Source organism: Arthrobacter humicola, assembly GCF_039531445.1.
Lineage (GTDB): Bacteria > Actinomycetota > Actinomycetes > Actinomycetales > Micrococcaceae > Arthrobacter > Arthrobacter humicola.
In genome coordinates this window covers 40,338-66,313 of the sequence record NZ_BAAAQB010000019.1, presented here as the reverse complement: position 1 = coordinate 66,313, position 25,976 = coordinate 40,338, and the positions used below count along the sequence as shown (strand labels likewise).

The window sequence follows — 25,976 nt, the reverse complement described above, 5'->3', positions numbered from 1 at the left end:
CCGCTAACCCCGGCTTAGTATCCGGGCACAGCCTCCTGGGCAACCGCGCTGGCCTCGGCAAACTGAGTCCGGTACAGCTCGGCGTAGCGGCCCTCGGCGGCGAGGAGCTCGCTGTGGGTACCGCGCTCCACGATCGAACCGTTCTCCACCACGAGGATCGCGTCTGCTGCGCGGATCGTGGAGAGCCGGTGGGCGATCACGACGGCGGTGCGGCCCTCCAAGGCGGCGCCCAACGCCTCCTGCACGGCGGCCTCGTTGGTGGAGTCCAGCGCGGCGGTGGCCTCGTCGAGGATGACCACCCGCGGCTGGGCGATGAGCAGGCGGGCAATGGTCAGGCGTTGCCGTTCGCCGCCGGAGAGCCGGTAGCCGCGCTCCCCCACCACCGTGTTCAGGCCATCGGGCAGGGACCGGATCATGTCTTCGAGCCTGGCCCGCCGCAGCACATCCCACATTTGCTCATCAGTGGCATCGGGGCGGGCCAGGCGCAGGTTGGAGGCGATGCTTTCGTGGAACAGGTGGCCGTCCTGCGTCACCATGCCGAGGGTCTCGCGCATGGAATCGAAAGTGAGGTCGCGGACGTCCACCCCGGCGCCGGGCTCGGTTCCGCCGAAGCGCACGGCGCCGGAATCGACGTCGTAAAGGCGCGACAGCAGCTGCGCGATCGTGGACTTCCCGGCGCCCGAAGAGCCGACGAGGGCGACCGTCTGGCCGGGCTCCACCCGGAAGCTGATGCCGTGCAGTACTTCCTCGCCGCCGCGGGTGTCCAGGGTCAGCACGTCCTCCAGCGAGGCTAGCGAGACCTTGTCTGCCGAGGGGTAGGCGAAGCGGACATTGTCGAACTCCACCGAGAGCGGACCGGGCGGGGACGCCACGGCGTCCGGCTTCTGCTCGATCAGCGGCTTCAGGTCCAGGATCTCGAAGACCCGCTCGAAGCTGACCAGGGCGCTCATGATTTCGACCCGGGCGCTGGAGAGTGCGGTGAGCGGCGCGTAAAGGCGCGTGAGCAGCAAGGCCAGCACGACGACGTCGCCCGCGGCCAGCTGCCCCTGCAACGCCAGGAAGCCGCCCAGTCCGTAGACCAGGGCAAGGGCCAGTGCCGAGACGAGCGTCAGCGCCGTGACGAAGGTGAACTGCAGCATGGCGGTGCGGACGCCGATGTCCCGGACGCGGCCGGCCCGGAGGGCGAACTCGCGGGACTCCTCGTCGGGGCGGCCGAAGAGCTTGACCAGGGTGGCACCGGGCGCGGAGAAGCGCTCGGTCATTTGGGTACCCATGGCGGCGTTGTGTTCGGCGGCCTCGCGTCGCAGATCGGCAAGTTTTGACCCCATCCGGCGGGCCGGGATCAGGAAGATCGGCAGCAGGATCATGGCGAGCACCGTGACGAGCCACGACTTGTTGAGCATCACCGCGAGGGTCAGCGCGAGCGCCACGACGTTGCTGACGACGCCGGACAGGGTACCGGCGAAGGCCGACTGCGCTCCGATGACGTCATTGTTCAGCCGGCTCACGAGGGCGCCGGTCCGGGTCCTGGTGAAGAAGGCGATCGGCATCTTCTGGACGTGGTCGAAGACCTTGGTGCGCAGGTCCACGATTACGCCTTCACCGATTGTGGAGGACATCCAGCGGGTTACGAGGCCGATTCCGGCCTCGGCTACCGCCACGATGGCGATGAGGACCGCGAGCCAGATCACCGTTCCGGCATCCGCGTGGGCAATGATCTCGTCGACCACCTGCCCGGCGAGGACCGGGGTGGCCACCGCCAGGAAGGCCATCACGATGGACAGCAGCACGAAGGCGATCAGTTTGCCGCGGTGCGGGCGGGCAAAACTGAAGACACGCTTCAGCGTCTCCTTCGAGAACGGCTTGGACCCGCTCGAGGCGCGGGTGATGTTGTAAAGGGAGCTCCAGGCGACCCGGTCCATGCTCATGTGATGTTGCCTTTCGGGGCATCGGCGTGCAACTCGGTGACGACGCCGTTTTCGACGTTCCAGCGCACGTCAAGACGGACGTTTTCCAGCAGCCGGCGGTCGTGGGTGACGAGCAGCAACGCGCCCTCGTAACCGTCCAGTGCTTCTTCAAGCTGTTCAATGGCGGGCAGATCGAGGTGGTTGGTGGGTTCGTCCAGCACCAGCAGGTTTACCCCCCGGGCCTGCAGCAGCGCCAGCGCGGCCCGGGTCCGTTCCCCCGGGGAGAGGGAGTCGACGGGCCGGTTGGTGTGATCGGCCTTCAGGCCGAATTTCGCCAGCAGGGTGCGCACTTCCGCAGGGGTCTGCTCGGTCAGGACGGCTTCGACGGCGGCCCCCAGCAACAGATCGCCGGCCAGCAGGCCGCGGGCTTGGTCGATCTCCCCGACGGCCACGGACGCACCCATGGAGGCGTCACCGGAGTCGGGCTGCTGGATTCCCAGCAGGAGCCGGAGCAGGGTGGATTTGCCTGCACCGTTGGGACCGGTGATCCCGATCCGCTCCCCCGCATTCAGTTGCAGGTTTACCGGGCCCAGGGTGAAATCACCCTGCCGCACGACGGCGTCGCGGAGGGTGGCCACCACGGCACTGGACCGGGGGGCGGCGCCGATGCTGAACTGCAGCTGCCATTCCTTGCGCGGCTCCTCGACTTCTTCGAGACGGGCAATGCGGGATTCCATCTGCCGGACCTTCTGACCCTGCTTTTCCGAGGACTCGGTGCTGGCCGCCCGGCGGATCTTGTCATTGTCCGGGTTCTTCTTCATTGCGTTCCGGACGCCCTGGGAGCTCCATTCGCGCTGCGTGCGCGCCCGGGAGACGAGGTCAGCCTTGGTGTTGGCGAACTCTTCGTAGCGTTCGCGGGCATGGCGGCGCGCCACGGCGCGTTCCTCCAGATACGACTCGTACCCGCCGTCGTACACCGCGACCGAATTCTGGGCCAGGTCCAGTTCCACCACCGTGGACACGCAGCGGGACAGGAACTCGCGGTCATGCGAGACCAGGACCACGCCGCCGCGCAGGCCCTGCACGAAGGACTCCAGTTTGGCCAGCCCGTTGAGGTCGAGGTCGTTGGTGGGCTCGTCGAGGAGCACAATGTCGAAGCGGCTGAGCAGCAGGGCTGCCAGGGCAACGCGCGCGGCCTGGCCTCCGGAGAGCCCCGTCATCCCGGCGTCCGGCCCCACGTCCAGGCCAAGGTCTGCCAGCACGGCCGGGATCCGGTCCTCGAGGTCGGCGGCGCCGGAGGCCATCCAGCGGTCGAATGCCAGGGAGTATGCGTCGTCGGCGCCGGGGGCGCCCGAGCCCAGGGCCTCGGCGGTGGACTCCATGGCCGAGGTCGCCTCGGCGCAGCCGGTGCGCCGGGCGATGTAGCCGGCCACCGTTTCGCCGGCAATCCGCTCGTGTTCCTGCGGCAGCCAGCCCACAAAGGCGTCCGCGGGGGCCAGGCTCACGGTGCCTTCCTGCGGTTCGTCGACCCCGGCCAGCAGGCGCAGCAAGGTGGACTTGCCGGCGCCGTTGGCACCGACGACGCCGACGACGTCACCGGGAGCTACTGTCAGGGAGAGCTTTGAGAAGAGTGTGCGGTGATCGTGACCACCGGAAAGGTCCTTGGCAACAAGGGTTGCAGTCATTAGTTCATCCTCTCACCCCGGCCCGGGACGGGCTGCCCCGACGGGCAGAAACCGGTCGTCCCGGCCGACCGAAAACGGGCCGGGCATAGAAGAACCCGCCGGTCCGGACTTGGGGGGTGTACGGACCAGCGGGTTCGACCATTTAGCATAGTTGAATCACGACCTTACTCAAAATCCCAGACCCCGAAGCCACTACGCGGTCCTCCGGCACCGCAGCTCCACCGCAGACCGAAAGCAATACTGCCAACTGCACTGACAACCGACCCTGCAGGAAACCCTAGATGCCCCTACCCGCAAAGGCGTTCCAACTCTGGCTTCATCAGGTTGCCCCGTCAGCGAGCACTGCCGATATCTGCAGGATCTCCGGGATCAAGCGCACCACGCTGGCCCAGCAACTGGTGCGCGGGAAAGTGGCCGAAACCACGCTGGTCAGCATCAGCCGGGCCCTGAATCTGAACCCGCTGGCGGCACTGGCCACCTTCGAGCACTATGCGGAGCTGGCCACCTCGCCGCAACCGCCGACCCCCGCCGAGCTCGTCAGCCAGGTGGCGACAATGGACCTGTTGCGCGCCGTCATTTCCCGGTCGTCCCCGGCGTACGGCGGCTACGGCGACAGCGGCAGTTCACTGACGCCCGGGCTGGGGTCGGCCCCGCACGCCACCTCCGTCCGAAATTGGGTGGACGCGATCGACGACGGCGAGTTGCGTCACCGTGTTTCGGCCGCCACGGGAGTCGCCCCGCAAAACTATTCGGCCCAGCTCACCGCCAACAGACTGTCTCCCGAACTGGCGGTCGCGACTTCCCGCGCGGCGGGCGTAGGCTTCACAGGCGGCCTTGTCGCGACCGGGTTGATCACCGAGGAGGAAGCCGGCTGGCCGCCCGGGGCGAAGCAGTCGGCGTTGGATGCCCTCTCCGACGGAGAACTTGCGTCATTGGCCGGCGAGCGGCTTCAAGCGCTCGGAAAATCGCTGCGACGCCAGGAACAGGAACAAGCACAAACAGAGAAGATTTGGGAGAACCTCGGATGATCGGGATCCTGCAGTGGACCACGCTCGCGGTGTGCGGCGTCGTCACGCTCGCCCGCATTCCAAGCGCCCTCCGGGGCCAGAACCGGTCCCTGTTCTCCATTTTTGCCCTCATGACCCTGGCGATCCTGCTCAGCATCGATGCCCCGTATCTGGCGGTGGACCGGGCCCTGGGCGGCATGAACATCGCCAACCTGGTGCTCCGCTTTGTCATCTTCGCCGCCATCTTCTTCCTTGGACTCCGGGTGGCGCGGGGGTTCAGCGCCAACGACGCCTTGCGGCTCATCACGGGCCCGGTCGGAATCTCCGTGGCCGCCGCGGCATCGCTCGTCGTCATTGCGGTCTTCCTCATGATGGATACAGCGGGATCCTCAGCCGGGCTGGTCGGGGTGGCTGCCAAGGACCACCGCAACGCCGCCTTGGTGGAGTACTACGGAGCCGCCGGACGTCTCTATCCGGCGTTCATCACCGCAGCCCTGTTCCCCGCCATGGTGCGGACCTTCCGCAGCAGGCTCCCCGTCCTGGTGCGGTCCAGCGCGGCGTTGCTGGCGCTCGGTACCGTGGCGATTTCCCTGAGCCTGCTGTCCCCGGTTATTCCGCCGTCCCTCGGATTCTTGCGGTTTGTCTTCAACTACACCGCCATCCTGTGCCTGGTCCTGGGGCTGTGCCTGGTCTGGATTGCGAAGACTCTTGCGGTGCGGGCGCCGAAGAAGCAAGCTAACTTCACCTGAATGTCCAGGGGCTGAACAGGCGAACGATGTGGACGAACCCGGGATGATGGCGACCCTCCAGTGGGGCACCCTGGTCCTATGCACCGTGGTGCTCCTCCTCCGCGTGCCGGATGCGATCCAGGGCCGGAACAGGACAGTGTTCGGAATCTTGCTGATTGCGACGCTTTGCAGCCTGCTCTCAGTTGCCGGGCCCTACGAGGCGATCGACGGGGTTCTGGGCGGCTGGAACCTCACCCACCTCATCCTGCGTTTCCTCGTGTTCGCGGCGGTGCTGCTGGTGGGCTTGCGGATGGCCAGGGGGCTCGAGGACGCACGGGGCTACCGCCTCATTGCCGGTCCGGCCGGACGCTGGGCACTGGCTGCGAGCGCCGTCGCCGTGGCGGCTACCTTCTTCCTCATGGATACCCGCGGGTCCTCGGCCGGCCTGCTGGACATAACGGACCACGGTGGACCTAACGCCGTCCTGGCCCCGTTCTACGCCGCGGCCGGGCGCACCTATCCGGGCTTTGTCTCCCTCGCCCTCCTGCCGGCGCTGCTGGCCACCACCCGCAGCCAACTGCCGCGGCTGGTGCGTGCCGCGGCCTTCCTGACCTGCGTCGGGGCCCTTGCCACCGCCGTCAGCGTCCCTGCCTCGTTCGCCCCGGAAACCTGGACCCTCGCGCAGCAAACGGTCAACTATTTGGCAGTTGTGGGCTATGTCCTGGGGCTGGGCCTGTTCTGGTTCTCCGGGGTCGCTGCACAGGGGTCTGGTAACGCTCGTGCAACATTCCGCAAGAACAAAGGGTAGGGCATTCACAAAATCATTAGACCGTGAAAGAATCATGAATGTGTGAAAGCGACATTCGCTTTGTGTACGGAACTTAGCCGTGCGAAGCAGAGGCAGTCGTCCAAGCGCCATTGGGGGGATGAGTGGTAGCGGTCCAAATGGACCGCTCCCACTCAGCCTGTTTAACGGTGCTTTGGCCGGAACCCCGGTGGTTTCCGTTACCCGGCAGGCAGCGCCAAAGCGTCTCTTTGCCCCGCCTTCGGCGCGCAAACCTCAGCGCACAAACCTCAGCGTGACCAGCTGGAACGGGCGCAGTGTGAGCTCGGCCGAATCAAGGGCAGCCGTCACGCCGGGCGCATCGACGGGCCGCTCCAGCAGGTCCACGGCGCGCGCTCCTGTCACCGGGAAGTTCGCCGTCACAAGGCCCGTGGACCGCTCCCCCAGCGATTCGTACAGCCTAACGATGACGTCGCCGGAGCCGTCCTCGGCGAGCTTGACGGCCTCGATGACGAGCGCCTTGTTGGACACGGTGAAGAGCGGTTGAACCCCGTGGGCTCCCCTGGCAAGCCGCGGTGCCAGGTTGGTGCGGTAGCCCTCTTCGACGGCGTCGGCGATGCTGGCACCCGGCCGGATCGTGACCTGGAGCTCGTGCCTGCCCTGGTCCGCGCCGGGATCCGGAAACTTCGGTGCGCGCAGGAGCGAGACCCGCACTGTGGTGGTGGTCCCGCCGTCGTCCTCCCGGATGTTGCGGGTGACGTCGTGGCCGTAGCTGGACGCGTTGGAAATGGCCACCCCGTAGCCGGGCTCCGCAACGTGGATCCAGCGGTGGGCGCAGATCTCGAACTTCGCCGCCTCCCAGGACGTGTTGAGGTGCGTGGGCCGGAACACGTGCCCGAACTGCGTCTCCGCCGCAGAGCGGTCCGCCCGGACGTCCAGGGCAAAGCCGAGCTTTAGCAGCTTTTCGCTTTCCTGCCAGTCCACGACGGTGGAGATCGCGAGGGAGTCGGCACCGGCCGCGAGCGCAATCCGCTGGGTCACGGCCGATGAGCCGGCCATCCGTTCCACCACGACGACGGCGTTCAGGCCTTCCGGGCCGGGGCCGCGCTCCAGCGTGACCGATCGCGCCTCCACCAGCCGGACGACGTTCCTGCGGTAGAAGGCGTCGATGTCCCACGCGTCCCATTCATTCGGTGTATCCCGGTGCAGCTCCAGGAGGTTGCCGGACTCCCCGGGAGCAATCGCCTCCCGCCCGGTGGCATAGTCCATCAGCGAGGCGAGCAGTCCGTTGGCGTCCACCACGGCCCGGATGAGGCCGTTGTCCAGGATGTAGCCGCCGTTCGTTTCCGTGACGGCCACCGGTTGCCCGGACGGAACCGGCTCGGCAGCGGCCAGGGCCGGCACTCCCTGGCGCTCGTGCGGGGCGGCATTGAGGAGAAACTCCCGGTTGCCGGTGCCAAGTGCGGCACCCGCGGCCTCGGTGATGATGGCTTCAAGACCGCGTTCGACGGCGGCGTAGTTGCGTTCGGCGTCCTGGTGGACCCACGCGATGGAACTGCCGGGCAGGATGTCGTGAAACTGCTGCAGCAGGACCAGCCGCCACAGCCGCTTGAGCTCGGCGGCCGGGTAGCTGTGCCCCGCACGCACTGCCGCGGTGGCACTCCAGAGTTCGGCCTCCCGGAGCAGGTGCTCGCTGCGCCTGTTCCCCCGTTTGGTCTTGGCCTGGCTGGTGTAGGTGCCGCGGTGGAGTTCCAGGTACATCTCGCCCACCCAGACCGGCAGGGGCTCATACTCGGCCTGGGCATGCGTGAAGAAGCTGGCTGCCGAGCCGATCCGCACCTTGGGGGATCCTTCCAGGTCCGCCGTGCGGTGTGCCGCGGCCAGCATTTCGCGCGTGGGTCCCCCGCCGCCGTCGCCGTAGCCGAACGGAACCAGTGAGGTGGTTCCGCGTCCGTGGTCCCGGTAGTTGCGCTCCGCGTGTGCCAGGTCCCTGGCGCTGAGATCGGAGTTGTAGCTGTCCACCGGCGGGAAATGCGTAAACACTCGGGTGCCGTCGATGCCCTCCCAGTTGAACGTGTGATGCGGCATCCTGTTGACCTGGTTCCACGAGATCTTCTGGGTCAGGAACCAGCGGCTGCCTGCGGCCTTGATGATCTGCGGCAGCGCCGCGGAGTACCCGAACGTGTCCGGGAGCCACGCTTCCTGGCAGTCCACGCCGAACTCGGCCAGGAAGAAGTTCTTGCCCTCGAGGAACTGCCGTGCCATGGCCTCCCCGCCGGGCATATTGGAGTCAGACTCGACCCACATCCCGCCGACGGGAACGAACTGGCCGGCCCGGACCTTGTCTACGATGCGGCCGAAAAGCTCCGGATAGTACTCCTTCATCCATGCAAGCTGCTGGGCTGAGGAGCAGGAGAAGATGAAACCTGGGTCCTCGTCCATCAGCGCGACGACGTTGGAAAACGTCCGGGCGCACTTGCGGATGGTCTCCCGCACGGGCCACAGCCAGGCCGAGTCGATATGGGCGTGCCCCGTGGCCACGAGCTGGTGCGCGGAGGCGTAGGCCGGCCGGGACAGGACGCCGGCGAGCGCGGCCCGGCCGGCCTCCGCGGTACCGGCCACGTCCTCAGGGTCCATGATGTCCAGCATGCGTTCGAGTGCCCGCAGGATCTCGTGGCGGCGGGGCAGCTCGGTCGGGAGCTCGTGCATGAGTCCGCTCAGCGTGAGGATGTCCTGTTGCAGCTCCCAGACCGTCCGGTTTAGCTCGGCGATGGCGATCCTGCCGAGTCGGTATTTCGGCTCGCTGCCGGACGTCGCCTTGTCGCCGTAGGGCGTGGCGGCGAAGGTCCAGTTCTGGGACAGGTCCGGGTTGGCCGCGGCTTCGACGTAGAAGTCAACGGCCATGCCGCCGCCCAGGAGCTTGAGCGGGATGTACTGGTTGCGCGGGGAAATCGCCTTGATGATGGTCCCGTCGGACCGCCAGGCGATGCCTTCGCACTGGAAGCCCGGGAGGTCGCCGCTGAACCCCAGGTCCACGAGGATTTCCACCGACGTGCCGTCCGCCGTTCCCCAGGATTCCGGTACCTCGCCCTGCAGCCGGAGCCACTTGGTGCTCCACGGCCGGCCCCAGGCCGCGCCGTGTTCCTGCGGCGTGAACTCGTGCCGCAGGGCCTCCAGCGCCGGCACGGGCTCGTCCGGTGCGTCCCAGCTGCTCAGCCTCAGGGGCAGGGTGCGGGGGTAGACCGCGGGAGCGATGCGGTCACGCAGAAATCGGTCCAGCCGGACTTCCGTAAGACGGCGGTCGTCGTGCAATGTGATCCTCTTCAGCGCGGGCGGGTCAGCGCTGGCGGGCCCGATTGACTCCAGTCAATGGATAAAACTTACGTCGCGGGGAACCTTTTGGCCAAGTGCCGCCGTCAGCCGGTCACGCTAGCCGGCTGCGGGTGCCGGCACCGCCACCCTATGCTGGCCGGCGTAGATGTTCAGGCTGGTCTGGCGGCTAAACCCGGCCAGCGTCATCCCGCTGGCCTCGGCCAGCTCGACGGCCAGGCTGGAGGGTGCGCTGACGGCTGCGAGGACCGGGATTCCGGCGAGGGATGCCTTCTGGACGAGCTCGAATGAGGCCCTGCCGGAGACCTGCAGCACGGTCCCCCGGAGCGGCAGCAGGCCCTCTCGGAGCGCCCAGCCGACCACCTTGTCCACCGCGTTGTGCCGTCCGACATCTTCCCGGAGGCACAGCAGGTCCGCCGAGCCGTCGTCAGAAATCCTGAAGAGTCCGGCGGCATGCACCCCGCCGGTCACGTCAAAGACGTCCTGGGCGGACCGTAGGGCCTGCGGGAGGGCCGCCAGCGTCTCCACGGGAATGGTCAGCGGGTCCTCGGCCGGGCTGTAGTGGGAGGACTTGCGCACGGCGTCGATCGAGTCGGTCCCGCAGATGCCGCAGGAACTGGACGTGAAGACATTGCGCCCCGTCTCCGGCCGGACGACGTCGGGCCGGAGCTGGGCCTCCACAACGTTGAAGGTCTGGACACCGTCGGCGTTTTCGCCCGCGCAGAACCTGAGCGAGACCAGCTGCTCGGGGGTCCAGATGACCCCCTCCGAGACCAGGAACCCTGCGACGAGGTCGAAATCGTTGCCCGGCGTCCGCATGGTGACGGAGAAGGACATGCTTCCGATCCGGATCTCCAGCGGTTCCTCGACGGCGAGGACGTCTTCCCGGTGGCGGACGGGGAATTCGAGGGCCTGCGGGGAACCGTCGAGGACAATCTTGTGCACCTTGCGGCGCTGTGTCACGCGGCCCATCCGATACTCCTAAGCAACATGGTGTGTGATTTTTTGGACGTTACGTTGTTTCCATCATTGCAAGCGCCCGACCCTGAAGCCAGCGCGGCAGAGGCCGGGGGCGGGAGCAGGGTGCCGGGCCGTCGATATTCAGCCCAGGAGGGCGCTCCAGTCCACCGGCCCGTCGCTGGTCGAGGTTTTCCTGGCCGTCCGCTTCGCCGCCGGCTTGGGTGTGCCGGAGGCTGCCGCGGCGTCCGGGAGCGGTGTGCCCCATGGAAGCGCGAACGCGGGCACCAGTTCCCCCAACTGGACGCCGTGGGGCGGGACCACCAGTACGCCGTCGGCCGCGGCGAGGCCCCGCATCATGCCCGGGCCCGTGTGCTGCGCCGGGGACGCCATGCCGTACAACAGCCGAAAGGGCATGAGCCGAGTCCGGCCGGGATCGGCGTCAATCGTCGAACCGCAGGGGACCTCGCTGAGCGGCGGAATGGAGCAGTGGCCCAGGGCCGCGAGGAGCGGGGCTCCGATGGTGGACAGAGCCATCATGGCCGCGAGCGGGTTCCCCGGCAGGCCGAGGATGTACCTGCCGTCGGGCAGCTCGGCGAGAACGGCAGGGTGGCCGGGCCGCATCGCGATCCCGTCGATCAGCAGGCGGCCGCCGAGCTCGTCCACCGAACGCCGGAGATGGTCCGTTGCGGAACGGCCGGTGCCGCCGGTGGTGATGACGACGTCGGCGGGCAGGCTTTCGGCGGCAGGATCGGCAGCCGGCGGAGCAGCGGACCTGCCGCCGGACGCGTCGCGGAACGGGATGTCTGACGCGCTGCTTGACTGGCTGCTTGGCTGGCCGCTCGACTGGCCGCTTGGCTGGCCGCCGCCCGCGGGGACGGGCTCCCCGTCCTCAAGCGCGGCGAGCCATTCGGCGTAGGTATCGCCGATTTTCACCTCTTCGGTACAGATGCCGCCGAGCATCCCCACTACTGCCGCCAGTTGAGGACCGAACGTATCCCGAACTTGCCCGGGCGCCGGTAATCCGGACGTCACCACCTCGGAGCCGGTGAGGACGAGGCGGACGAGGGCCTTGCCGAGCACGGGCAGGGTGTCGTTACCGGCCAGCGCGGCGAGGGCCAGGTGAGCCGGGTTCAGGACGGCGCCGCGTTTGATCAGAACATCTCCGGCGGCCGCCTCTTCGCCGGCTTTCCTGATGTGGTCACCGTTGCGCGGATCCCCCGGCTTCGCGCTGCCGCCGAGCTTCAGGACGGGCAGTCCGTCCTCGTCGGTGCCGATGACGCCGCTTTCACTGCGCAGCACGGCCTTGGCCCCGGCGGGGATGAGGCCGCCGGTGGCAATCCGGCTGGCTTGGTGCGGCGCCAGCCGCTGGTTGGGCTCGGCCAGAATCCACGGACCGCTGCCGTTGACGGCCCAGCCGTCCATGGCGGAGGAGGCGTAGTGCGGCATGTCCTGCAGGGCAACCACGTCCGCTGCCAGGGTCCGGCCCAGTGCCTGGCGGAGCGGGACGGGGGCTGCGGGGATGGGAGTGGCACAGTCGAAGGCGAGCTGCCGGGCCTCCTGCCACGTGTGGGCTAGATGCCGGTGCTGGACGTCGGCACTGTCCTGGTCGGCGGCGTCCTTGTCGGCACTGTCCTGGCCGGCGGCGTCCTGGTCGGCGGCATCGTGACCGGCAATGCCCGGCCCGGCAGAGTCTGGTGTGTGAGCGTCCAGGGCGCCGGCTTGGGGGTCGCCGGGGACGGCCTCCAGGCCGTCCTCAAAGCTGTCCCCGGCGCCGCTGTCCCCGGCGCCGCCGTCGACGTTATTCCCGCGGGGGACGCTGGTGGGTCCGCTGCCGTCTGGGGCCGCAGGCGTCATGCCCCGGAAGCTTCGGCGGCTGCATAGTCTGTGGCGAGCCGGCGGGCTACTGCCATGGCGGCCTGCATGGATGAGGCGTCCGAGGCCTTCCCGGAGCCGGAGGCCAGGCCTGCTGCAAAGCCTGCGATGAACGTGGTCAGCGGCGCCGCCGGTCGCACCACCGAGTGGGCGGCTACGCCTGCCAGGGCAAGGACCTCGTTCACGTCAATCTCAACGCCTTCCAACTCCAGGGCCTGGAGCAGGGCACGGCACCAGTCTTCAAGCGTTTCATCCTGGCTTTTCACCGTTTGCCTCCATGGTCGAGTTCAGCTGCGGAGTTCCGGCCCGGAACCCGGACCGGGGTCTGAAGTCCTGCCGGATACCCCTAGTGCGGAAGCGTCATCCCAGGTGTCAACGTCATCCGTGGAACCGGGGGGAACGCGAACTTCCCGCACGTCCAGCCTAGCAAGAAGGGCGAAGACGGACGCGTTTTCCAGGCTGCCCGCACGCGCGGCGTCCGCGGCACTTCGTTGTAGCGCAGCTGTGCCATAAAACCCAACGAGCGGCTGCTTCCGGCCGTCGGCCGACACGGCCATGACGCCGTCGCCCGTCTCCCCCGGCTGGTCAGCGGCTGGCGCCGCGTCCCCGGCCTCTGCCAGGTTCTCGGTCACCGTTTCAGTCACTGCCTCCGCCAGCATCTCCGCCAGTGTCCCGGCCAGGGCACGGACCGCCACGGCAGAGCGCGGCATGTCACAGGCCAGGACAAGGGTGAACGGCGCGGGAGCGCCGGCGTCGGAACGGCCGGCGTGCCCGGCGGCCAGCGCGTTCAGTCCCGCGGCGATCGCGGCGGCCGGGCCCGCGAACGGCGGGTCTTCCCGGCAGTTCAGGGTCCCGGCGGGCAGGTCCCCGGGGTCAGGACCGACGACGACGACGCGGCGGGCCCCGCCCGCGGCGCGCAGCGACCGCTCAAGCAGGGTGGCGCCGTCGTAAGTCAGCCGCGACTTGGGCACACCGCCCAGGCGGGCCGACCTTCCGCCGGCGAGAATGATGGCATCGAACTCCACCGGATCAGCCTAGCGCGGCGCGGGCTGCCCGGAGGCTCAGGCGCCAGGGCCGGGTCCTGGCCGGGGCCGCCGTAATGCAGCAGCCGGGGCAGCGGTTCAAGCGATGGGTCAGGCGGCCGATTCCGGTAGCAGGAACGGATCCCACGCGGGGGTCGGCTTCTCGAGTTCCTTGATCTGCCAGATGGTGCCCTTCGGGGGACCCGGGACAAATCCGAGCTTCCAGCCCATCTCTGCCGGCGTGTGGTCGCCCTTGGCATTGTTGCAGCGCAGGCAGGCGGCCACGAGGTTCTCCCAAGAATCAGCACCGCCCCGGGACTTGGGCTGGACGTGATCGATCGTGTGGGCTGCCTTGCCGCAGTACGCGCAGTGGTGGGCATCGCGGCGGAGCACGCCGCGGCGGCTGACCGCCGTCATCGTGTTGTACCGCGGTCGGATGTAGCGGTTCAGGAGGATCACGGACGGGCGGCCGAGAATGTCCTGCGGGCCGACAACGGGGTCGTCCCCTTCAGCCACCACGCTGGCCTTTCCGGTCAGGACAAGGACGAGCGCCCGGCGGAAGGTGATGACCGCCAGCGGTTCATATCCAGCATTCAGAACGAGAGTGCGCATCCGCATACCTCTTCACGGCCGCACCCGCCAGGGGCACGAGGGCCGGCTGCCCTGTGCATGGTCGGGCTATGGATCGACAAGACAAGAGTAAACACTCAACTGCCAGATCACCGAATGTTTTTTCGGCGGCGCGGCCTCCTGCGCGGAAAATTCATATCCCGGTAACACGAAAGACCCCCGCCTCAAGAGGCGGGGGTCTTTGAAAGTGCGGGGGCTTGTGCCTAGCCGCCGACGCGGATGAAGACCGGGCCGGAACCGACGTTCACGCTGTAGAGAGCGGTGGTGCCGCCGTTCCAGCCGCCGTGGACTGCCATGCCGTTGCCGACGTAGACAGCGATGTGGGCCATGCCCACGCCACCGTTCTGGTAGTAGGCGAGGTCGCCCGGACGAGCTTCGGCGGCGCTCACGGTGCGGCCGAGGGACAGGTAACCTGCCGGCCAGCCGTGGTAGTGGATACCGGCCGCGGCCAGGGCGTTGGTGGCAAGGGCGGTGCAGTCCTGCGCCACGCCGAGCTGTGCGTAGGCAGCGGCAGCGATGGTTGCACCGGCGCCGCTTCCGATTCCGGCGGGGGCCAGGGCAGCTGCGCCGCCGTTGACGCCGGCCTGGGCGCCGCCGGCCTGGGTAGCTGCGGCGGTCTGGACCTGCACGACGGGCTTGGGAGCCTCGACGACGGGAGCCGGCGACGTGGTCACGGCGGGCTTCTCGTAGGAGATCGCGATGGTGGAAGCAGCCGAAATCGTGGCCGGAGCCGACGACTGGACTTCCAATGCGGAAGCGGAGGTGGATTCGCGCTGAACATTGGTCTCAGCAGCGTTGGCTGCGATTCCACTGGTCAGAACCAGACCGGAAGCTGCGGCGATGACCGCGGCCTGACGGCCCATGCCGCCGGCGTTGTCGCCGACTGCCTTGGCAATAACAGCCAGCGAGTTGGTCTTGGTGACCTCGGCGCGGTGCCGTGCAACGGTTGCACGAGTAGTCATTAAGTTCTCTCTTTCGTGATCCTTGGACCGCGCGTTTTTGGGCGCGGACTGAGGACGCTCCGGCATCTTGGGGGTACGCCGGATCGCCCCGAAATGGGTTACTTAGCGAAGGGTGTACTGCGAAGACGCGCCAAAAGCGGAAACTGCATGCTGTCCGGACTCGGTAGAAAATGAGCCAGCGGAACGTGATCCCATCCGGGCGCCGGCAAGGGCGGCACGTGATGTGGATGTCAGCGGGCTCAAAAGAGCCGCGCCAGTGCGCATACGCGCAGCATTGTGGCGTGAAGACACGAAAGTAGCCTCTCCCAATGCCTACGAGGTGAGCTGTCGGATTCGGATGGGAGTCACCCGGCCGCGCTGCTTCCTGGGAAGCGTTGCGACTTAACCCCTAGGCCTTCTTTCGAAGGCCAAAATTGGTTCCCCCGCCCCTGCCAGACGATGTAATGCGAACGGACCTTGAGCGGTGGCAGAGCTAGGCAATCCACTCAAGAGCGCCAACTTCGGAAAAGTTGGCGTGCTTCAAACCCTACAGGACTCCGGACTCAATGTCACATTCAGATCACGGCGTGTCACGGGAATTTGAGAGTTCTCCATCGTCTTTATTAGAGCCAGCCGAGGGGGTCAACAACGTCGCCGTTGACCATCACTTCAAAGTGGAGGTGGCAGCCCGTGGAGGCGCCGGTGGTCCCGCTCAGCGCGACGACATCGCCGCGGGAGACCTTCTGGCCGACCTTCACCGAAGACGAGGACAGGTGGTTGTACGTGGTCTCCAGACCGTTGCCGTGGTCAATGACCACACGGTTGCCGCCGCCGTAGGGGTGCCATCCGTTGAAGGTCACGGTGCCGCTGGCGGCGGCGTGGACCGGCGTGCCGCACTGGGCGGCGAAATCCTGGCCGCGGTGAAACTCCCCCGGGCCGCCCGTGATGGGGCTGACACGGTAGCCGAAGGGCGATGCGGTGATCAGCTGGTCCAGCGGCGGACCCAGCGTGCCGGCTGAAGCCGCCCGGGTAATGCTGCCGACGGACTGGGCGCTCAGCAGTTGCTTGAGCTTCCCGTCCGGGTCGCCTTTGGTGGCGATGGCCGTCCGGCTGAAATCGAGCTTTGCGGCGGCGGCAGCCGTGACGTCCGGCTGTACTGCGGCCGAGACTGCGGATCCGTCGGTGTTCGAGGCCATGACGGGACTCGTGACGGGGACCGTCACCGTGAGGACCAGACCGGTGGCGGCCAGCGCGATTCCGGCCTTCTGCCCCACGCCGCTGGCGGCGGCAAAGTCCGTTACCTGACGGAACGGGCTGCGGCGGCTGCGGCGCTCGTCGCGGTGTGCGTCACGCGGGCGTTCGGCCGTATGCGCGACGACGGGGCGCGGCTCCGGAGCGGGACCGGTCGCGCGGCGACGGCCCCTGGCGGTCTGGGTGGTCAAGAACGGTTCCTCTCTGAGAGCCTGCGAAGTTAGCTGTCGGATTCGGGTCAGAGAGATCAAAGACCCGGTCCGCCGTTGCAAGCACCCGGTCACCGAGGCGTCCTTAGGGGATCGTTCGATGAAAGCTGCTTGCCGCTGACGGACTTCACCCCAAGGCTGACGAAGAAGCAGCCGATAGTGGTTCCCCCGCCCCTGCCAGGAGGTGGTTCTGCGACTGATCCGCTGGCAGGGCTCGGCTTCGGATCAGGTAACGCTTTGGTATCGGTACAGGGCACTAACTATAGGTGATTAAGCCGCTCGGTGATAAATCCGTGATCGCGTTTGTGCAGAACTCATGGGTCGTCCCATGACGGTGACGTTTTGGCTGGTCAGGCGACTGTTACAAAGACATGCGCGGCAACCTCTGGCGGCAGCTCCAAGGCGCCCTCGATATCCGGGACCCGGACCGAGATGTACTCCCCCACCCGCTCCAGCGAGACGAGCGCACCGGGGCGGATTCCGCCCTCATCGAGCTGGGCCAGAAGCTCCGGTTCCACCTGGATGGGCTCCGCGAGCCGGTTGACCGTGATCCGCGAATCCGCACCGTAGCCGGCCATGGCCTCCAGCAGGTTCACGACCCCGTCCGCGTGGGCCCCCGAGGGTGCGCCGCCAAGTTCCGCGAGCCCCGGAATCGGGTTCCCGTAGGGCGAAACGGTCGGGTGGTCGAGCATCTCGAAGATCCTGCGCTCGACGCGCTCACTCATGACGTGCTCCCAGCGGCACGCTTCCTCGTGAACGTAGGCCCAGTCGAGCCCGATCACGTCGGCGAGCAGGCGTTCCGCGAGGCGGTGCTTGCGCATAACGCCGACGGCGCGTTTCCGTCCGGTTTCGGTCAGTTCAAGGTGCCGGTCGCCGGAAACAATCACCAGGCCGTCGCGCTCCATGCGGCCGATGGTCTGGGAAACAGTGGGGCCGGAGTGGCGGAGTCGTTCGGCGATGCGGGCGCGGAGGGCGACGATGTTTTCTTCTTCAAGTTCCAGAATGGTCCGGAGATACATCTCCGTGGTATCAATCAGATCCGTCATTCAGCTCAGCTCCTCGAACGCAGTCCTTGCGTCATTCCCACCGTACCGCGTGCGGGCTGCGTGTAAGGATGCGCCCTGGCGAGATCCGCCGTACGTTCGCAGAACAGCCTAGCCTATTTTGAATTACTCCGGATAATTTTTGATCCGGACTGCGGACGGTCCCCCGGCGCCGGCCGGCCGGCCCCTCGGGCCGTCTCAATGACCGGACTATGACAGAGGCTTTTCCGTATCGCCGGCGGCTGTCAGGCAGAATAAAACAGGCAGAATGACAAGGGGTGTCCGTTGTAGCCATCCGGCCAGGCCACCTCCCAGCCACGCTACGAACCAGCCGAAAATTGGAGCCACTGTGAGCGACACCAGCATCACGATCCCCGCCAACCTCCTGCCCAAGGACGGACGGTTCGGCGCCGGCCCGTCCAAGGTCCGACCGGAACAGATGGAGGCCCTCGCCGCGGCGTCGACAAAGCTGCTGGGGACCTCACACCGCCAGGCACCAGTGAAGAACCTCGTCGGTTCGGTCCGCAATGGCCTCAGCGAGTTCTTCCGCGCCCCCGAGGGCTACGAAGTGATTCTCGGCGTCGGCGGCTCCACCGCATTCTGGGACATTGCCAGCTTCGGACTCGTCGAGACCAAGGCGCAGCACCTGTCCTTCGGTGAATTCGGCTCGAAGTTTGCTTCGGCTACCAACAAGGCGCCGTTCCTCGCCGAATCCTCCATCATCAAGGCCGAGCCCGGCACCCGCCCCACCGCCCAGGCAGAGGCCGGCGTGGACGTATACGCGTGGCCGCAGAACGAGACGTCCACCGGCGTGGCCGCCCCCGTCCGGCGCGTGGCCGGCGCCGACGAAGGGTCGCTCGTGCTGGTGGACGCGACGTCGGCCGCAGGCGGACTGGATGTGGACGTGGCGGAGTCCGACGTCTACTACTTTGCGCCGCAGAAGAACTTCGCGTCCGACGGCGGTCTGTGGCTTGGCCTGTTCTCCCCGGCGGCGCTGGAGCGGGCGGCCCGGATCAAGGCCAGCAACCGCTGGATCCCCGACTTCCTGGACCTCCAGACCGCAATCGACAACTCCCGGCTGAACCAGACCTACAACACCCCCGCGCTGGCCACCCTGGTGACCCTGGATGCGCAGGTGCAGTGGCTCAACGCCAACGGTGGCTTGGACTTCGCCTCCGCCCGGACCGCGGATTCCGCCGGCCGGATCTACCGCTGGGCCGAGGCGTCCGGCTACGCCACGCCGTTCGTGGCCAAGGCGGAGGACCGCTCCAACGTGATCGCCACGATCGACTTCGACGAGTCGATCGACGCCGCGGCCATCGCCAAGGTGCTCCGCGCCAACGGCGTCGTCGACACCGAGCCGTACCGCAAGCTGGGCCGCAACCAGCTGCGCATCGCCACGTTCGTGGCGATCGAACCGGACGACGTCTCGGCGCTGCTTGAGTGCATCGACTTCGTCGTGGCAGAACTCAAGAAGTAGCCTCAGCGTCCGACGGCGTCGTCCCGGCCACGTGCCGGTGCGGCGCCGTCGTCGTTTCCCGGCATGCTCTCCGGCTGGGCGGCCGGGCCCGCGCCGGCTGCATCGGCCCCGGATCCGCCGGCTCCAATTGCGCCGGCGCGGCTTGCCACGCGGAAGTACCGCAGCCCGCGGGCCCGGCGGTTGAAGTGGAGCCGCAGCTGCTTCGCCCGGATGATCCACAGCAGCCCGATCAGGGCCGCGAGCAGGCCGGCAACGGCCGCGACACCCATGGACCAGCGGGGGCCGGCGATGTTTGCCGCCCAGCCGACGAACGGCGCCCCGATGGGCGTTCCGCCCATGAAGATCGCCATGTACAGGGCCATCACCCGGCCCCGCATCACAGGGTCCGTGGTGGTCTGGACGTACCCGTTGGCGCTCGTCATCATGGTGATCGCGAACAGCCCCACCGGCACCAGCGCGACGCCGTACCAGAAGTAGTTGGGAGCCAGGGCTGCTACGCCGGAGGTCACGCCAAACGCCCCGGCCGCCGCGAAGATCACCCGCAGGCGCGGTGTGCCCCGGCCGGCGGATAACAGGGCCCCGGCGACGGAGCCGATCGCCATGATCGAATTCATGAGGCCGAAGGCCCCCGCGTCGAGGCCGAATTCGGTGCCCACCATGGCCGCGATGAACAGGGCGAAATTCAGCCCCAGCGTTCCCACGATGAAGATGGCCACGAGCACCACGACGAGGTCCGGACGGTATCTCACATAGTGCAACCCCTCGCGGATCCTGCCCTTGCCGGCCGCTGCCCGCGGCAGCCGGCGCAGCGACGCCGCCGGGATTTTCGCCAGGCTCAGCAGCAGGGCGGCGAACGTGAGGGTGTTGATGAGGAAGACCCAGCCTGGCCCGACGACGGCCGTGAGCACGCCGGCCACGGCGGGGCCGATCATCCGGGCCACGTTGAAGGAGGCACTGTTGAGGGCCACGGCGTTGGGAAGGTAGTCGTCCTGGACCAGTTCCGAGACGAAGGTCTGGCGGACGGGGGCATCCAGCGCGGAGACCACGCCGAGCAGCAGGGCGAAGGCGTAGACCTGCCAGAGCTGCGCCGCGCCCGTTATCACGAGGATGCCCAGCCCGGCGCTCAGCAGCGCCATCGCGGACTGGGTCAGGACCAGGAGCCGTTTACGGTTGAAGCGGTCCGCGACCAGTCCGGCCACAGGGGCCAGGAAAAGCTGCGGGCCCAGTTGCAGGGCCATCGTAATGCCCACCGCGCCGGCGTCGTGCGCCGTCAGGTGCGCGAACACCAGCCAGTCCTGGGCGGTGCGCTGCATCCAGGTACCGATGTTGGAGATGAGGGCGCCGACGAACCAGATCCGGTAGTTCAGGATGTGCAGGGATTTGAACGTGGACATCAGGCCCAGCCCTCGCTATGCACTCTCCCGGACGCTTCCAACCGCTAGTCGGCCTCGTCGGCGGAGCGTTCCCGAGCATCCTCGGCGTCGTACTCGGCGGCGTCGTCTTCGGTGGCGTCCTGCTCGTCGTCGTCCTGCTCGCTGGCGGCCCGGGCATCGCCGTCGTGCTGGTCGCCGTCGTGCTGGACGTCGTCCTCGGCGTCGGGCCCCTGCGACGGCGCCTGGGCGCCGGCCGCTTCCTCGGTCTCGTCCGTCTGCGCGTCTTCGGGGCGGACCCGTTCAGCCCACGGGACCCAGGCCGGCGCCAGGATGGAGTCTTCCGAGGGCAGCAGGCCGAGCTCGTCGACCGTCACCACTTTGGACCGCGAGTTGCGGGTCAGCACGGCGTACCACTGCCAGCCCAGGTATCCGGGCAGCCTGGATTCGAACAGATGGGTCACCAGGCGGTCGCCTTCGCTGCGGGCACCGAGGTGCTCGCCGATCTGCTCGGCGGGGGCGATGCTTTCCACGGCGGCGCGGGCGACATCGACGGCGGCGGCCAGGAAGGCGTCAGGCTTGCCGGTGCGCCAGACGGGCACGCCGGCGCGAGGGCGGGGCCCCTGCTTCGGGCCGGTTCCCTTGGATCCGGCCGGCACTTTGGATCCGGCATCCGGCGCCGGCAACTGATCAGGTTCCTGAGTCATCAAGAGCCTTATACGTCCAGCTCGTCGGCAACCTTACGCAGGGCGGCTGCAATCGCCTTGCCCTTGTTGCCTTCCGGGTACTTGCCCGCGGACAGGGTTCCGGACAGGTTGTCCAGCACGCTGACGAGGTCCTGGACCAGCGGGGCAAGGTCCTTGGCGCTGGGCCGCTTTGCTTTGGCGATGGACGGTGTCTTGTCCAGCACCCGCAGGCCGAGGGCCTGGGCCCCCTTGCGGCCGTCGGCTACCCCAAATTCAACGCGCGTTCCGGCCTTGAGGTCCGTGACGCCCTCGGGCAGCGCGGACTTGGGCAGGAAGACTTCCTGGCCGTCCTCGCCAGCGAGGAATCCGAAGCCTTTTTCCTTGTCATACCACTTGACCTTGCCGGTAGGCACGTAATCAACCTTCTTCGTTCTGCGGGGACACGGCCGGCGGTCACCGCATCCGCATGGATACGCGGGTTCAGGGTATGACTGCCCGGACCGTGTTGGTCTGTATCTCCAAGGTTATCCTGCCTTGTTCACTTTAGCGGCGTGAGGCGCGGGCGAGGCCGGACTGTTAGCGTTGCCCTCATGACACTGACGCGTTACCGGCGGCCCTTCATGATCCTTGCGGCCGCCATTGCCGTGCTGTCCCTCGTCGCCGTCGGCGCTGTCATGGCCCTGGCGTTCAGCCATGTCGTGGCGCCCGTCTGGATTACCTCGGTGGCCCTCTACGGGCTCCCGGTGGCATTTATGCTCATGCTCGCCCTTGTTGTCGACGCGGCGGTCGCCCGGCGCCGCCCGCGCGGGCCCGGCGAAAGGTAACGTTGGATCGATGTCCCTCATCCGCGCGCTCAGCAAGGAACTTCAGGCACGAAGCGACGACTCGTTGCGGGCCCTGTTCTCCGCGCGGCCGGACCTGATCTCTCCCGGCGTCCCGGACTTCGCCGCCCTGGCCGCCCGCGCCAGCGGACGAGTCAGCGTGCAACGGGCACTCGAGCGGCTCAACCGTCCGCAGATGCAGGTGCTGGAAACCTTGCACCTGTGCACCAACGCCGACACCGGACACAGCGCATCCGCGGCAACGCTGAAGAAACTGATCAATGGCTCCTCGGTTGCCGCGATCGACCGCCTGCTCCATTCCCTGCAGGAACTGGCCCTCGTCCACCGCACCGATCCACCGCACGGCGCGACTCCCGCCGCCGCCAAGGCGCGGCACTACCTCCCTGTCGGCAGCCTCAAGGATGTGATCGGCATCTACCCTGCCGGGCTGGGACGCAGCTACACCGAGCTCGTGCGGCTCCAGCCGGCTTTTGCGCAGCGCGTGGTGCAGCTGGTGGGGGAACTGCACCGTAGCGGGGCATCCATCTCCCCCGCCACGACGCCGATGGAAGCGGCCCTGGCGCTGCAGCACTGGACGGCAACACCGGAGTCTGTCCAGGGCATCCTGGCCAGCGCGCCGGAACGCACGTCCGCGCTGCTGGCCCGGTTCGGCAACTGGGCCATGGGCGCCGTTCCGCAGGCGCAACGCCGTGCCACAGTGCTCCACGAAAGTTCCGACGTCGGCCCGGTGGACTGGCTGCTGGCGCGGGGACTGCTGGTGCCGCTGGACGCCGCGCACGTCGAACTGCCGCACAGCGTCGGCGTGTCGCTGCGTGGCGGGTATGTCATTGAGGACTTCTCCCTCGTGCCGCCCGTACCCCGGCTGGGCCTCACGAGCGCCGGGCTGCGCCGCAACGCCGCCCTGGGCGCCATCGCCGAGACGCTGCGGCTCGTGGGCGAAGTGCTGTACACCGTGCGTGAGCAGCCCCTGGCGACGCTGCGCAGCGGGGGCGTCGGGGTACGGGAGATGAAGCGGCTGGCGGATTCGCTGCGGATCGGCGTGCAGGAGGCCGGGGTGCTCGCGGAGCTCTGCGGCATGGCAGGCCTGCTCCGGCTGGATGTCGACAGCTCCGCGTGGGTGCAGCCGCCGCAGCTGGAGTGGCTGGCCCTTCCCCGGCAGGAACAATGGCTGTGGCTGGTCAACGCCTGGCTGGCGAGCGAGCGCGCCCCCTCGCTCGTGGGCCAGCCCGTGAATGCTGCTGCCCCGGGGCCGGCGGGCCACCGGGGCATGGCCGGGACCACCATCAACGCGCTCTCGGCCGAGGCACAGAGGCCCGACGCCCCGGTGGTCCGCAAACGGGTCCTGGAAATCCTGAACGAACTCACACTGGAGGCCGCGGCCCCCGACGGGCAGGCGCCCGTCCTCGATGCCGGTGCCGTGCTGGAGCGGGCCGAGTGGACCCAGCCCCGCATGGCTCGCCGGTTCAGCTCGCTGATCCGCGGCATCCTCATGGAGGCAGAGATGCTGGGCCTTATCGGTTCCGGCGCGCTCAGCCAGCTTGGGGCCGCCATCGCCGCCGAGCAGCCGGATGATGCCCTCGGAATCCTGGGCGAACACCTGCCGGCAGCCCTGCAGCACATACTGCTGCAGGCGGACCTGACCGCGGTGGCCCCCGGCTATCTCGATCCCGAACTGAGCGACCGGCTCCTCACCATGGCAGCGGCCGAGGGGCAGGGACCGGCAACCATCTACCGGTTCTCCGTTGGTTCGGTCCGCCGGGCCCTCGACGCCGGCCAGGACGCCGCGGCGATCCTGGAGTTCCTGCGGCGGCATTCAGCCACGGCCATCCCCCAGCCCCTGCAGTACCTCATCGAGGACACCGCCGCCCGCCACTCCCGGCTGCGCGTCGGGGCTGCGGCGAGCTTTATCCAGAGCGAGGACGAGACGGCCTTGCTGGATCTGCTCAACGCCCCGGCCGCCTCCGGCCTCGGGCTCGTGCGGATCGCGCCCACCGTGGTCATCTCGCACGCCGCACCGCGGGATACCGCCCAGGTGCTCAAAGGCCTGGGCCTGGCCCCCGTGCTGGAGGACGCCTCGTCCGCCGTCGTCCGGCTGCGCCGCAGCACCCCGGTTTCCGGCGGCGGCAGGCCGGTCTACACGGCCCCGCGCACGGCCCCGCCGGAGGCGGACATCGACGCCCAACTGGCCGTGCTGCGCAGCGACGGGACCCGCGCCCCGGGCGCTGCCGGTGCTCATCCTCCGGCGGCTGCCCCAGGCAGCGAGGAGGCCACCCAGCTGGGGCTGGAAACCCTGCTGAAGGCGATCCGCCTCAAGCAGCGGGTGGTCATGAACGTTGTGGACGGCATGGGGAATGCCAGCCGCGAGAACGTTGTTCCGGTAGCAGTGAATGGCGGGCGTGTCCGGGTGTTCGATCCTGACAAGGAGACCGAGCGGGTCCTGTCCATCCACCGGATTATCGACGTAGAAGCCACAGAGGAATTGCTCCAGTGAATGACGGGCCCCTGATCGTCCAGAGTGACAAGACCATCCTGCTGGAGGTCGATCACGAACTCGCAACAGAGGCCCGGCACGCCATCGCGGCGTTCGCCGAGCTGGAACGGGCCCCGGAGCATGTGCACAGCTACCGGTTGACGCCGCTGGGGCTGTGGAATGCCCGGGCTGCAGGGCTCGACGCCGAAAAGGTGCTGGACACCCTGCTCAAGTACTCCCGGTTCCCGGTGCCGCACTCCCTGCTGATCGACGTCGAAGAGACCATGTCCCGGTACGGCCGGCTCCGGCTGGAAAAGGACCCGCAGCACGGCCTGGTCATGCGTACGTCCGACTATCCGGTGCTCGAAGAGGTCAGCCGGGCGAAGAAGATCGCCCCGCTGCTCGGGCCGCGGATCGACGGCGAGACGGTGGTGGTGCATTCCTCCCAGCGCGGGCAGCTCAAGCAACTGCTGCTCAAGATCGGCTGGCCGGCCGAGGACCTGGCCGGCTACGTCGACGGCACGCCGCACCCGATCATGCTCAACGAATCCGGCTGGAAGCTCCGCCCCTACCAGAGGCTGGCAACGGAGAACTTCTGGGCCGGCGGCAGCGGCGTCGTCGTGCTCCCCTGCGGCGCCGGCAAAACGCTGGTGGGCGCCGCCGCCATGGCCACCAGCTCCACCACCACCCTGATCCTGGTGACCAACACCGTCTCGGCCCGGCAGTGGAAGGACGAGCTCCTCAAGCGCACATCCCTGACCGAGGAGGAGATCGGCGAGTACTCCGGCTCCGTCAAGGAAGTCCGGCCGGTCACGATCGCCACCTACCAGGTCCTGACCACGAAGCGCGGCGGGCTGTACCCGCATCTGGAGCTCGTGGACGGCAACGACTGGGGCCTGATCATCTACGACGAGGTCCACCTGCTGCCCGCGCCCATCTTCCGCATGACGGCGGACCTGCAGGCCCGGCGCCGGCTGGGACTCACCGCCACCTTGGTGCGGGAGGACGGCCGGGAGGGCGAGGTCTTCAGCCTCATCGGCCCGAAACGCTACGACGCGCCGTGGAAGGACATCGAGGCACAGGGCTACATCGCGCCCGCGGACTGCGTCGAAGTCCGGATCGACCTGCCCCGCGACGAACGCGTGGCCTACGCCATGGCCGAGGACGCAGACAAGTACCGCCTGTGCGCCACCTCGGAGACGAAGACCCGCGTGGTGGAAGAACTCGTCGCCGAACACGCCGGCGAACAGCTGCTGGTGATCGGGCAGTACATCGACCAGCTCGACGAGATCGGCGAGCGCCTCAACGCGCCCGTGATCAAGGGCGACACCACGGTCAAGGAACGCCAGCGCCTCTTTGATGCGTTCCGTGCCGGTGAGGTGCAGACCCTGGTGGTGTCCAAGGTGGCCAACTTTTCCATCGACCTGCCCGAGGCCTCGGTGGCGATCCAGGTCTCGGGCTCCTTCGGCTCCCGCCAGGAAGAGGCCCAGCGCCTGGGCCGGCTGCTGCGGCCCAAAAAGGATGGCCGCGCCGCCCGGTTCTACTCGCTCGTGGCCCGGGACACCCTGGATCAGGACTTCGCCGCGAAACGTCAGCGCTTCCTGGCCGAACAGGGTTACGCCTACCGGATCATGGACGCCAACGACGTCGGTACCGCCGGTTGAGCCGGGGCGGCGCCGCGCTTGGTGCGGCCCCGGCAGTTCCCCGAGGGCGGGAACAGCCCATGCAACACCCATCTTTCATTCAGAAAACTCCCAGA

The 25,976-nt window shown here is 67.9% G+C and carries 21 protein-coding genes and 2 riboswitches; of the genes, 7 read left to right on the top strand and 14 right to left on the bottom strand.

Features of this window, described 5'->3' with window-relative positions; translation table 11 throughout:
• Positions 1-14: 14 nt before the first annotated feature.
• Together ABD243_RS06750 and ABD243_RS06745 are read right to left on the bottom strand one after the other, a co-directional pair.
• Complete coding sequence (locus ABD243_RS06750; RefSeq protein WP_344363580.1) at positions 15-1,928, bottom strand: ABC transporter ATP-binding protein; 1,914 nt, start codon at positions 1,926-1,928, stop codon at positions 15-17.
• Positions 1,925-3,592, bottom strand: coding sequence for an ABC-F family ATP-binding cassette domain-containing protein (locus tag ABD243_RS06745; protein WP_344363578.1), 1,668 nt, complete (start codon positions 3,590-3,592; stop codon positions 1,925-1,927). Before ABD243_RS06745 ends, ABD243_RS06750 begins: the two co-directional genes overlap by 4 nt.
• Positions 3,593-3,873: 281 nt before the next feature.
• Between ABD243_RS06745 and ABD243_RS06740 the strand changes: the two genes are divergently transcribed.
• From ABD243_RS06740 to ABD243_RS06730, 3 genes are read left to right on the top strand one after another with little or no spacing between them, the layout of a single operon-like run.
• Positions 3,874-4,620 carry a hypothetical protein gene (locus tag ABD243_RS06740; RefSeq protein WP_344363576.1) on the top strand — a complete coding sequence of 249 codons (747 nt, stop codon included), beginning with the start codon at positions 3,874-3,876 and terminating at the stop codon, positions 4,618-4,620.
• Positions 4,617-5,348 carry a hypothetical protein gene (locus ABD243_RS06735; RefSeq protein ID WP_344363574.1) on the top strand — a complete coding sequence of 244 codons (732 nt, stop codon included), beginning with the start codon at positions 4,617-4,619 and terminating at the stop codon, positions 5,346-5,348. Before ABD243_RS06740 ends, ABD243_RS06735 begins: the two co-directional genes overlap by 4 nt.
• Positions 5,349-5,376: 28 nt before the next feature.
• Entirely contained in the window at positions 5,377-6,135 is a 759-nt protein-coding gene (locus ABD243_RS06730; RefSeq protein ID WP_344363571.1) for a hypothetical protein, read from the top strand.
• Positions 6,136-6,387: 252 nt separating this feature from the next.
• On the opposite strand, the gene ABD243_RS06725 is transcribed toward ABD243_RS06730, so the two are convergent.
• The 9 genes from ABD243_RS06725 to ABD243_RS06685 form a co-directional block, all read right to left on the bottom strand.
• Positions 6,388-9,423, bottom strand: coding sequence for an alpha-mannosidase (locus tag ABD243_RS06725; protein ID WP_344363569.1), 3,036 nt, complete (start codon positions 9,421-9,423; stop codon positions 6,388-6,390).
• Between the two features lie 117 nt (positions 9,424-9,540).
• Positions 9,541-10,413 (bottom strand): formate dehydrogenase accessory sulfurtransferase FdhD, encoded by an 873-nt coding sequence (gene fdhD / locus ABD243_RS06720; protein ID WP_091251418.1) that lies wholly within the window; start codon positions 10,411-10,413, stop codon positions 9,541-9,543.
• 129 nt (positions 10,414-10,542) lie between these two features.
• Positions 10,543-12,255, bottom strand: a complete 1,713-nt coding sequence (locus ABD243_RS06715; RefSeq protein ID WP_344363566.1) for a molybdopterin molybdotransferase MoeA — start codon at positions 12,253-12,255, stop codon at positions 10,543-10,545.
• Positions 12,252-12,539 carry a DUF6457 domain-containing protein gene (locus ABD243_RS06710; RefSeq protein ID WP_175460449.1) on the bottom strand — a complete coding sequence of 96 codons (288 nt, stop codon included), beginning with the start codon at positions 12,537-12,539 and terminating at the stop codon, positions 12,252-12,254. The genes ABD243_RS06715 and ABD243_RS06710 overlap by 4 nt, the downstream gene beginning before the upstream one ends.
• A 21-nt stretch (positions 12,540-12,560) precedes the next feature.
• Positions 12,561-13,298: a molybdenum cofactor guanylyltransferase gene (mobA, locus tag ABD243_RS06705; RefSeq protein ID WP_344363561.1), complete on the bottom strand. Its 738-nt coding sequence runs from the start codon at positions 13,296-13,298 to the stop codon at positions 12,561-12,563.
• 108 nt (positions 13,299-13,406) lie between these two features.
• A complete protein-coding gene (locus ABD243_RS06700; protein WP_091251585.1) occupies positions 13,407-13,907 on the bottom strand; it encodes an HNH endonuclease in 501 nt (166 codons plus the stop codon).
• 221 nt (positions 13,908-14,128) lie between these two features.
• The gene (locus ABD243_RS06695; protein WP_116766961.1) at positions 14,129-14,887 is read right to left on the bottom strand and encodes an NlpC/P60 family protein; all 759 of its coding nucleotides are present in this window, start codon (positions 14,885-14,887) and stop codon (positions 14,129-14,131) included.
• A gap of 295 nt (positions 14,888-15,182) precedes the next feature.
• A riboswitch (cyclic di-AMP (ydaO/yuaA leader) is annotated at positions 15,183-15,352 on the bottom strand.
• 137 nt (positions 15,353-15,489) lie between these two features.
• Entirely contained in the window at positions 15,490-16,308 is an 819-nt protein-coding gene (locus ABD243_RS06690) for a M23 family metallopeptidase (RefSeq protein WP_344363557.1), read from the bottom strand.
• Positions 16,309-16,312: 4 nt separating this feature from the next.
• Positions 16,313-16,526: riboswitch (cyclic di-AMP (ydaO/yuaA leader) on the bottom strand.
• A gap of 150 nt (positions 16,527-16,676) precedes the next feature.
• Positions 16,677-17,372, bottom strand: coding sequence for an iron-dependent transcriptional repressor DtxR (locus ABD243_RS06685; protein WP_116766963.1), 696 nt, complete (start codon positions 17,370-17,372; stop codon positions 16,677-16,679).
• A 346-nt stretch (positions 17,373-17,718) separates the two neighbouring features.
• Here ABD243_RS06685 and serC point away from each other — a divergent pair, with 346 nt between their 5' ends.
• Complete coding sequence (gene serC / locus ABD243_RS06680; RefSeq protein WP_344363554.1) at positions 17,719-18,849, top strand: phosphoserine transaminase; 1,131 nt, start codon at positions 17,719-17,721, stop codon at positions 18,847-18,849.
• 2 nt (positions 18,850-18,851) lie between these two features.
• Here the strand turns inward: serC and ABD243_RS06675 are convergent, their stop codons facing one another.
• The 3 genes from ABD243_RS06675 to ABD243_RS06665 are packed head-to-tail and all read right to left on the bottom strand — an operon-like array spanning position 18,852 to position 21,318.
• On the bottom strand, positions 18,852-20,243 hold the full coding sequence (locus ABD243_RS06675; protein WP_344363552.1) for an MFS transporter: 1,392 nt from the start codon (positions 20,241-20,243) through the stop codon (positions 18,852-18,854).
• A gap of 44 nt (positions 20,244-20,287) precedes the next feature.
• The gene (locus ABD243_RS06670) at positions 20,288-20,926 is read right to left on the bottom strand and encodes a DUF3027 domain-containing protein (protein ID WP_344363551.1); all 639 of its coding nucleotides are present in this window, start codon (positions 20,924-20,926) and stop codon (positions 20,288-20,290) included.
• Positions 20,927-20,934: 8 nt separating this feature from the next.
• The gene (locus tag ABD243_RS06665; protein WP_091251405.1) at positions 20,935-21,318 is read right to left on the bottom strand and encodes a cold-shock protein; all 384 of its coding nucleotides are present in this window, start codon (positions 21,316-21,318) and stop codon (positions 20,935-20,937) included.
• A gap of 177 nt (positions 21,319-21,495) precedes the next feature.
• Between ABD243_RS06665 and ABD243_RS06660 the strand changes: the two genes are divergently transcribed.
• From ABD243_RS06660 to ABD243_RS06650, 3 genes are read left to right on the top strand one after another with little or no spacing between them, the layout of a single operon-like run.
• Positions 21,496-21,729, top strand: coding sequence for a hypothetical protein (locus ABD243_RS06660; RefSeq protein WP_344363548.1), 234 nt, complete (start codon positions 21,496-21,498; stop codon positions 21,727-21,729).
• A 10-nt stretch (positions 21,730-21,739) separates the two neighbouring features.
• On the top strand, positions 21,740-24,238 hold the full coding sequence (locus ABD243_RS06655; protein WP_344363545.1) for a helicase-associated domain-containing protein: 2,499 nt from the start codon (positions 21,740-21,742) through the stop codon (positions 24,236-24,238).
• The gene (locus ABD243_RS06650) at positions 24,235-25,881 is read left to right on the top strand and encodes a DNA repair helicase XPB (RefSeq protein WP_344363543.1); all 1,647 of its coding nucleotides are present in this window, start codon (positions 24,235-24,237) and stop codon (positions 25,879-25,881) included. Before ABD243_RS06655 ends, ABD243_RS06650 begins: the two co-directional genes overlap by 4 nt.
• Positions 25,882-25,976 lie beyond the last annotated feature (95 nt).

What these genes read in the sequence shown, in the direction of transcription:
- ABD243_RS06750 (WP_344363580.1), bottom strand. Translation starts at nt 1,928, where the DNA reads ATGAGCATGGACCGGGTCGCCTGGAGCTCCCTTTACAACATCACCCGC.
- ABD243_RS06745 (WP_344363578.1), bottom strand. Translation starts at nt 3,592, where the DNA reads ATGACTGCAACCCTTGTTGCCAAGGACCTTTCCGGTGGTCACGATCAC.
- ABD243_RS06740 (WP_344363576.1), top strand. Translation starts at nt 3,874, where the DNA reads ATGCCCCTACCCGCAAAGGCGTTCCAACTCTGGCTTCATCAGGTTGCC.
- ABD243_RS06735 (WP_344363574.1), top strand. Translation starts at nt 4,617, where the DNA reads ATGATCGGGATCCTGCAGTGGACCACGCTCGCGGTGTGCGGCGTCGTC.
- fdhD (WP_091251418.1), bottom strand. Translation starts at nt 10,413, where the DNA reads ATGGGCCGCGTGACACAGCGCCGCAAGGTGCACAAGATTGTCCTCGAC.
- ABD243_RS06715 (WP_344363566.1), bottom strand. Translation starts at nt 12,255, where the DNA reads ATGACGCCTGCGGCCCCAGACGGCAGCGGACCCACCAGCGTCCCCCGC.
- ABD243_RS06700 (WP_091251585.1), bottom strand. Translation starts at nt 13,907, where the DNA reads ATGCGCACTCTCGTTCTGAATGCTGGATATGAACCGCTGGCGGTCATC.
- ABD243_RS06695 (WP_116766961.1), bottom strand. Translation starts at nt 14,887, where the DNA reads ATGACTACTCGTGCAACCGTTGCACGGCACCGCGCCGAGGTCACCAAG.
- ABD243_RS06685 (WP_116766963.1), bottom strand. Translation starts at nt 17,372, where the DNA reads ATGACGGATCTGATTGATACCACGGAGATGTATCTCCGGACCATTCTG.
- ABD243_RS06675 (WP_344363552.1), bottom strand. Translation starts at nt 20,243, where the DNA reads ATGTCCACGTTCAAATCCCTGCACATCCTGAACTACCGGATCTGGTTC.
- ABD243_RS06670 (WP_344363551.1), bottom strand. Translation starts at nt 20,926, where the DNA reads ATGACTCAGGAACCTGATCAGTTGCCGGCGCCGGATGCCGGATCCAAA.
- ABD243_RS06660 (WP_344363548.1), top strand. Translation starts at nt 21,496, where the DNA reads ATGACACTGACGCGTTACCGGCGGCCCTTCATGATCCTTGCGGCCGCC.
- ABD243_RS06655 (WP_344363545.1), top strand. Translation starts at nt 21,740, where the DNA reads ATGTCCCTCATCCGCGCGCTCAGCAAGGAACTTCAGGCACGAAGCGAC.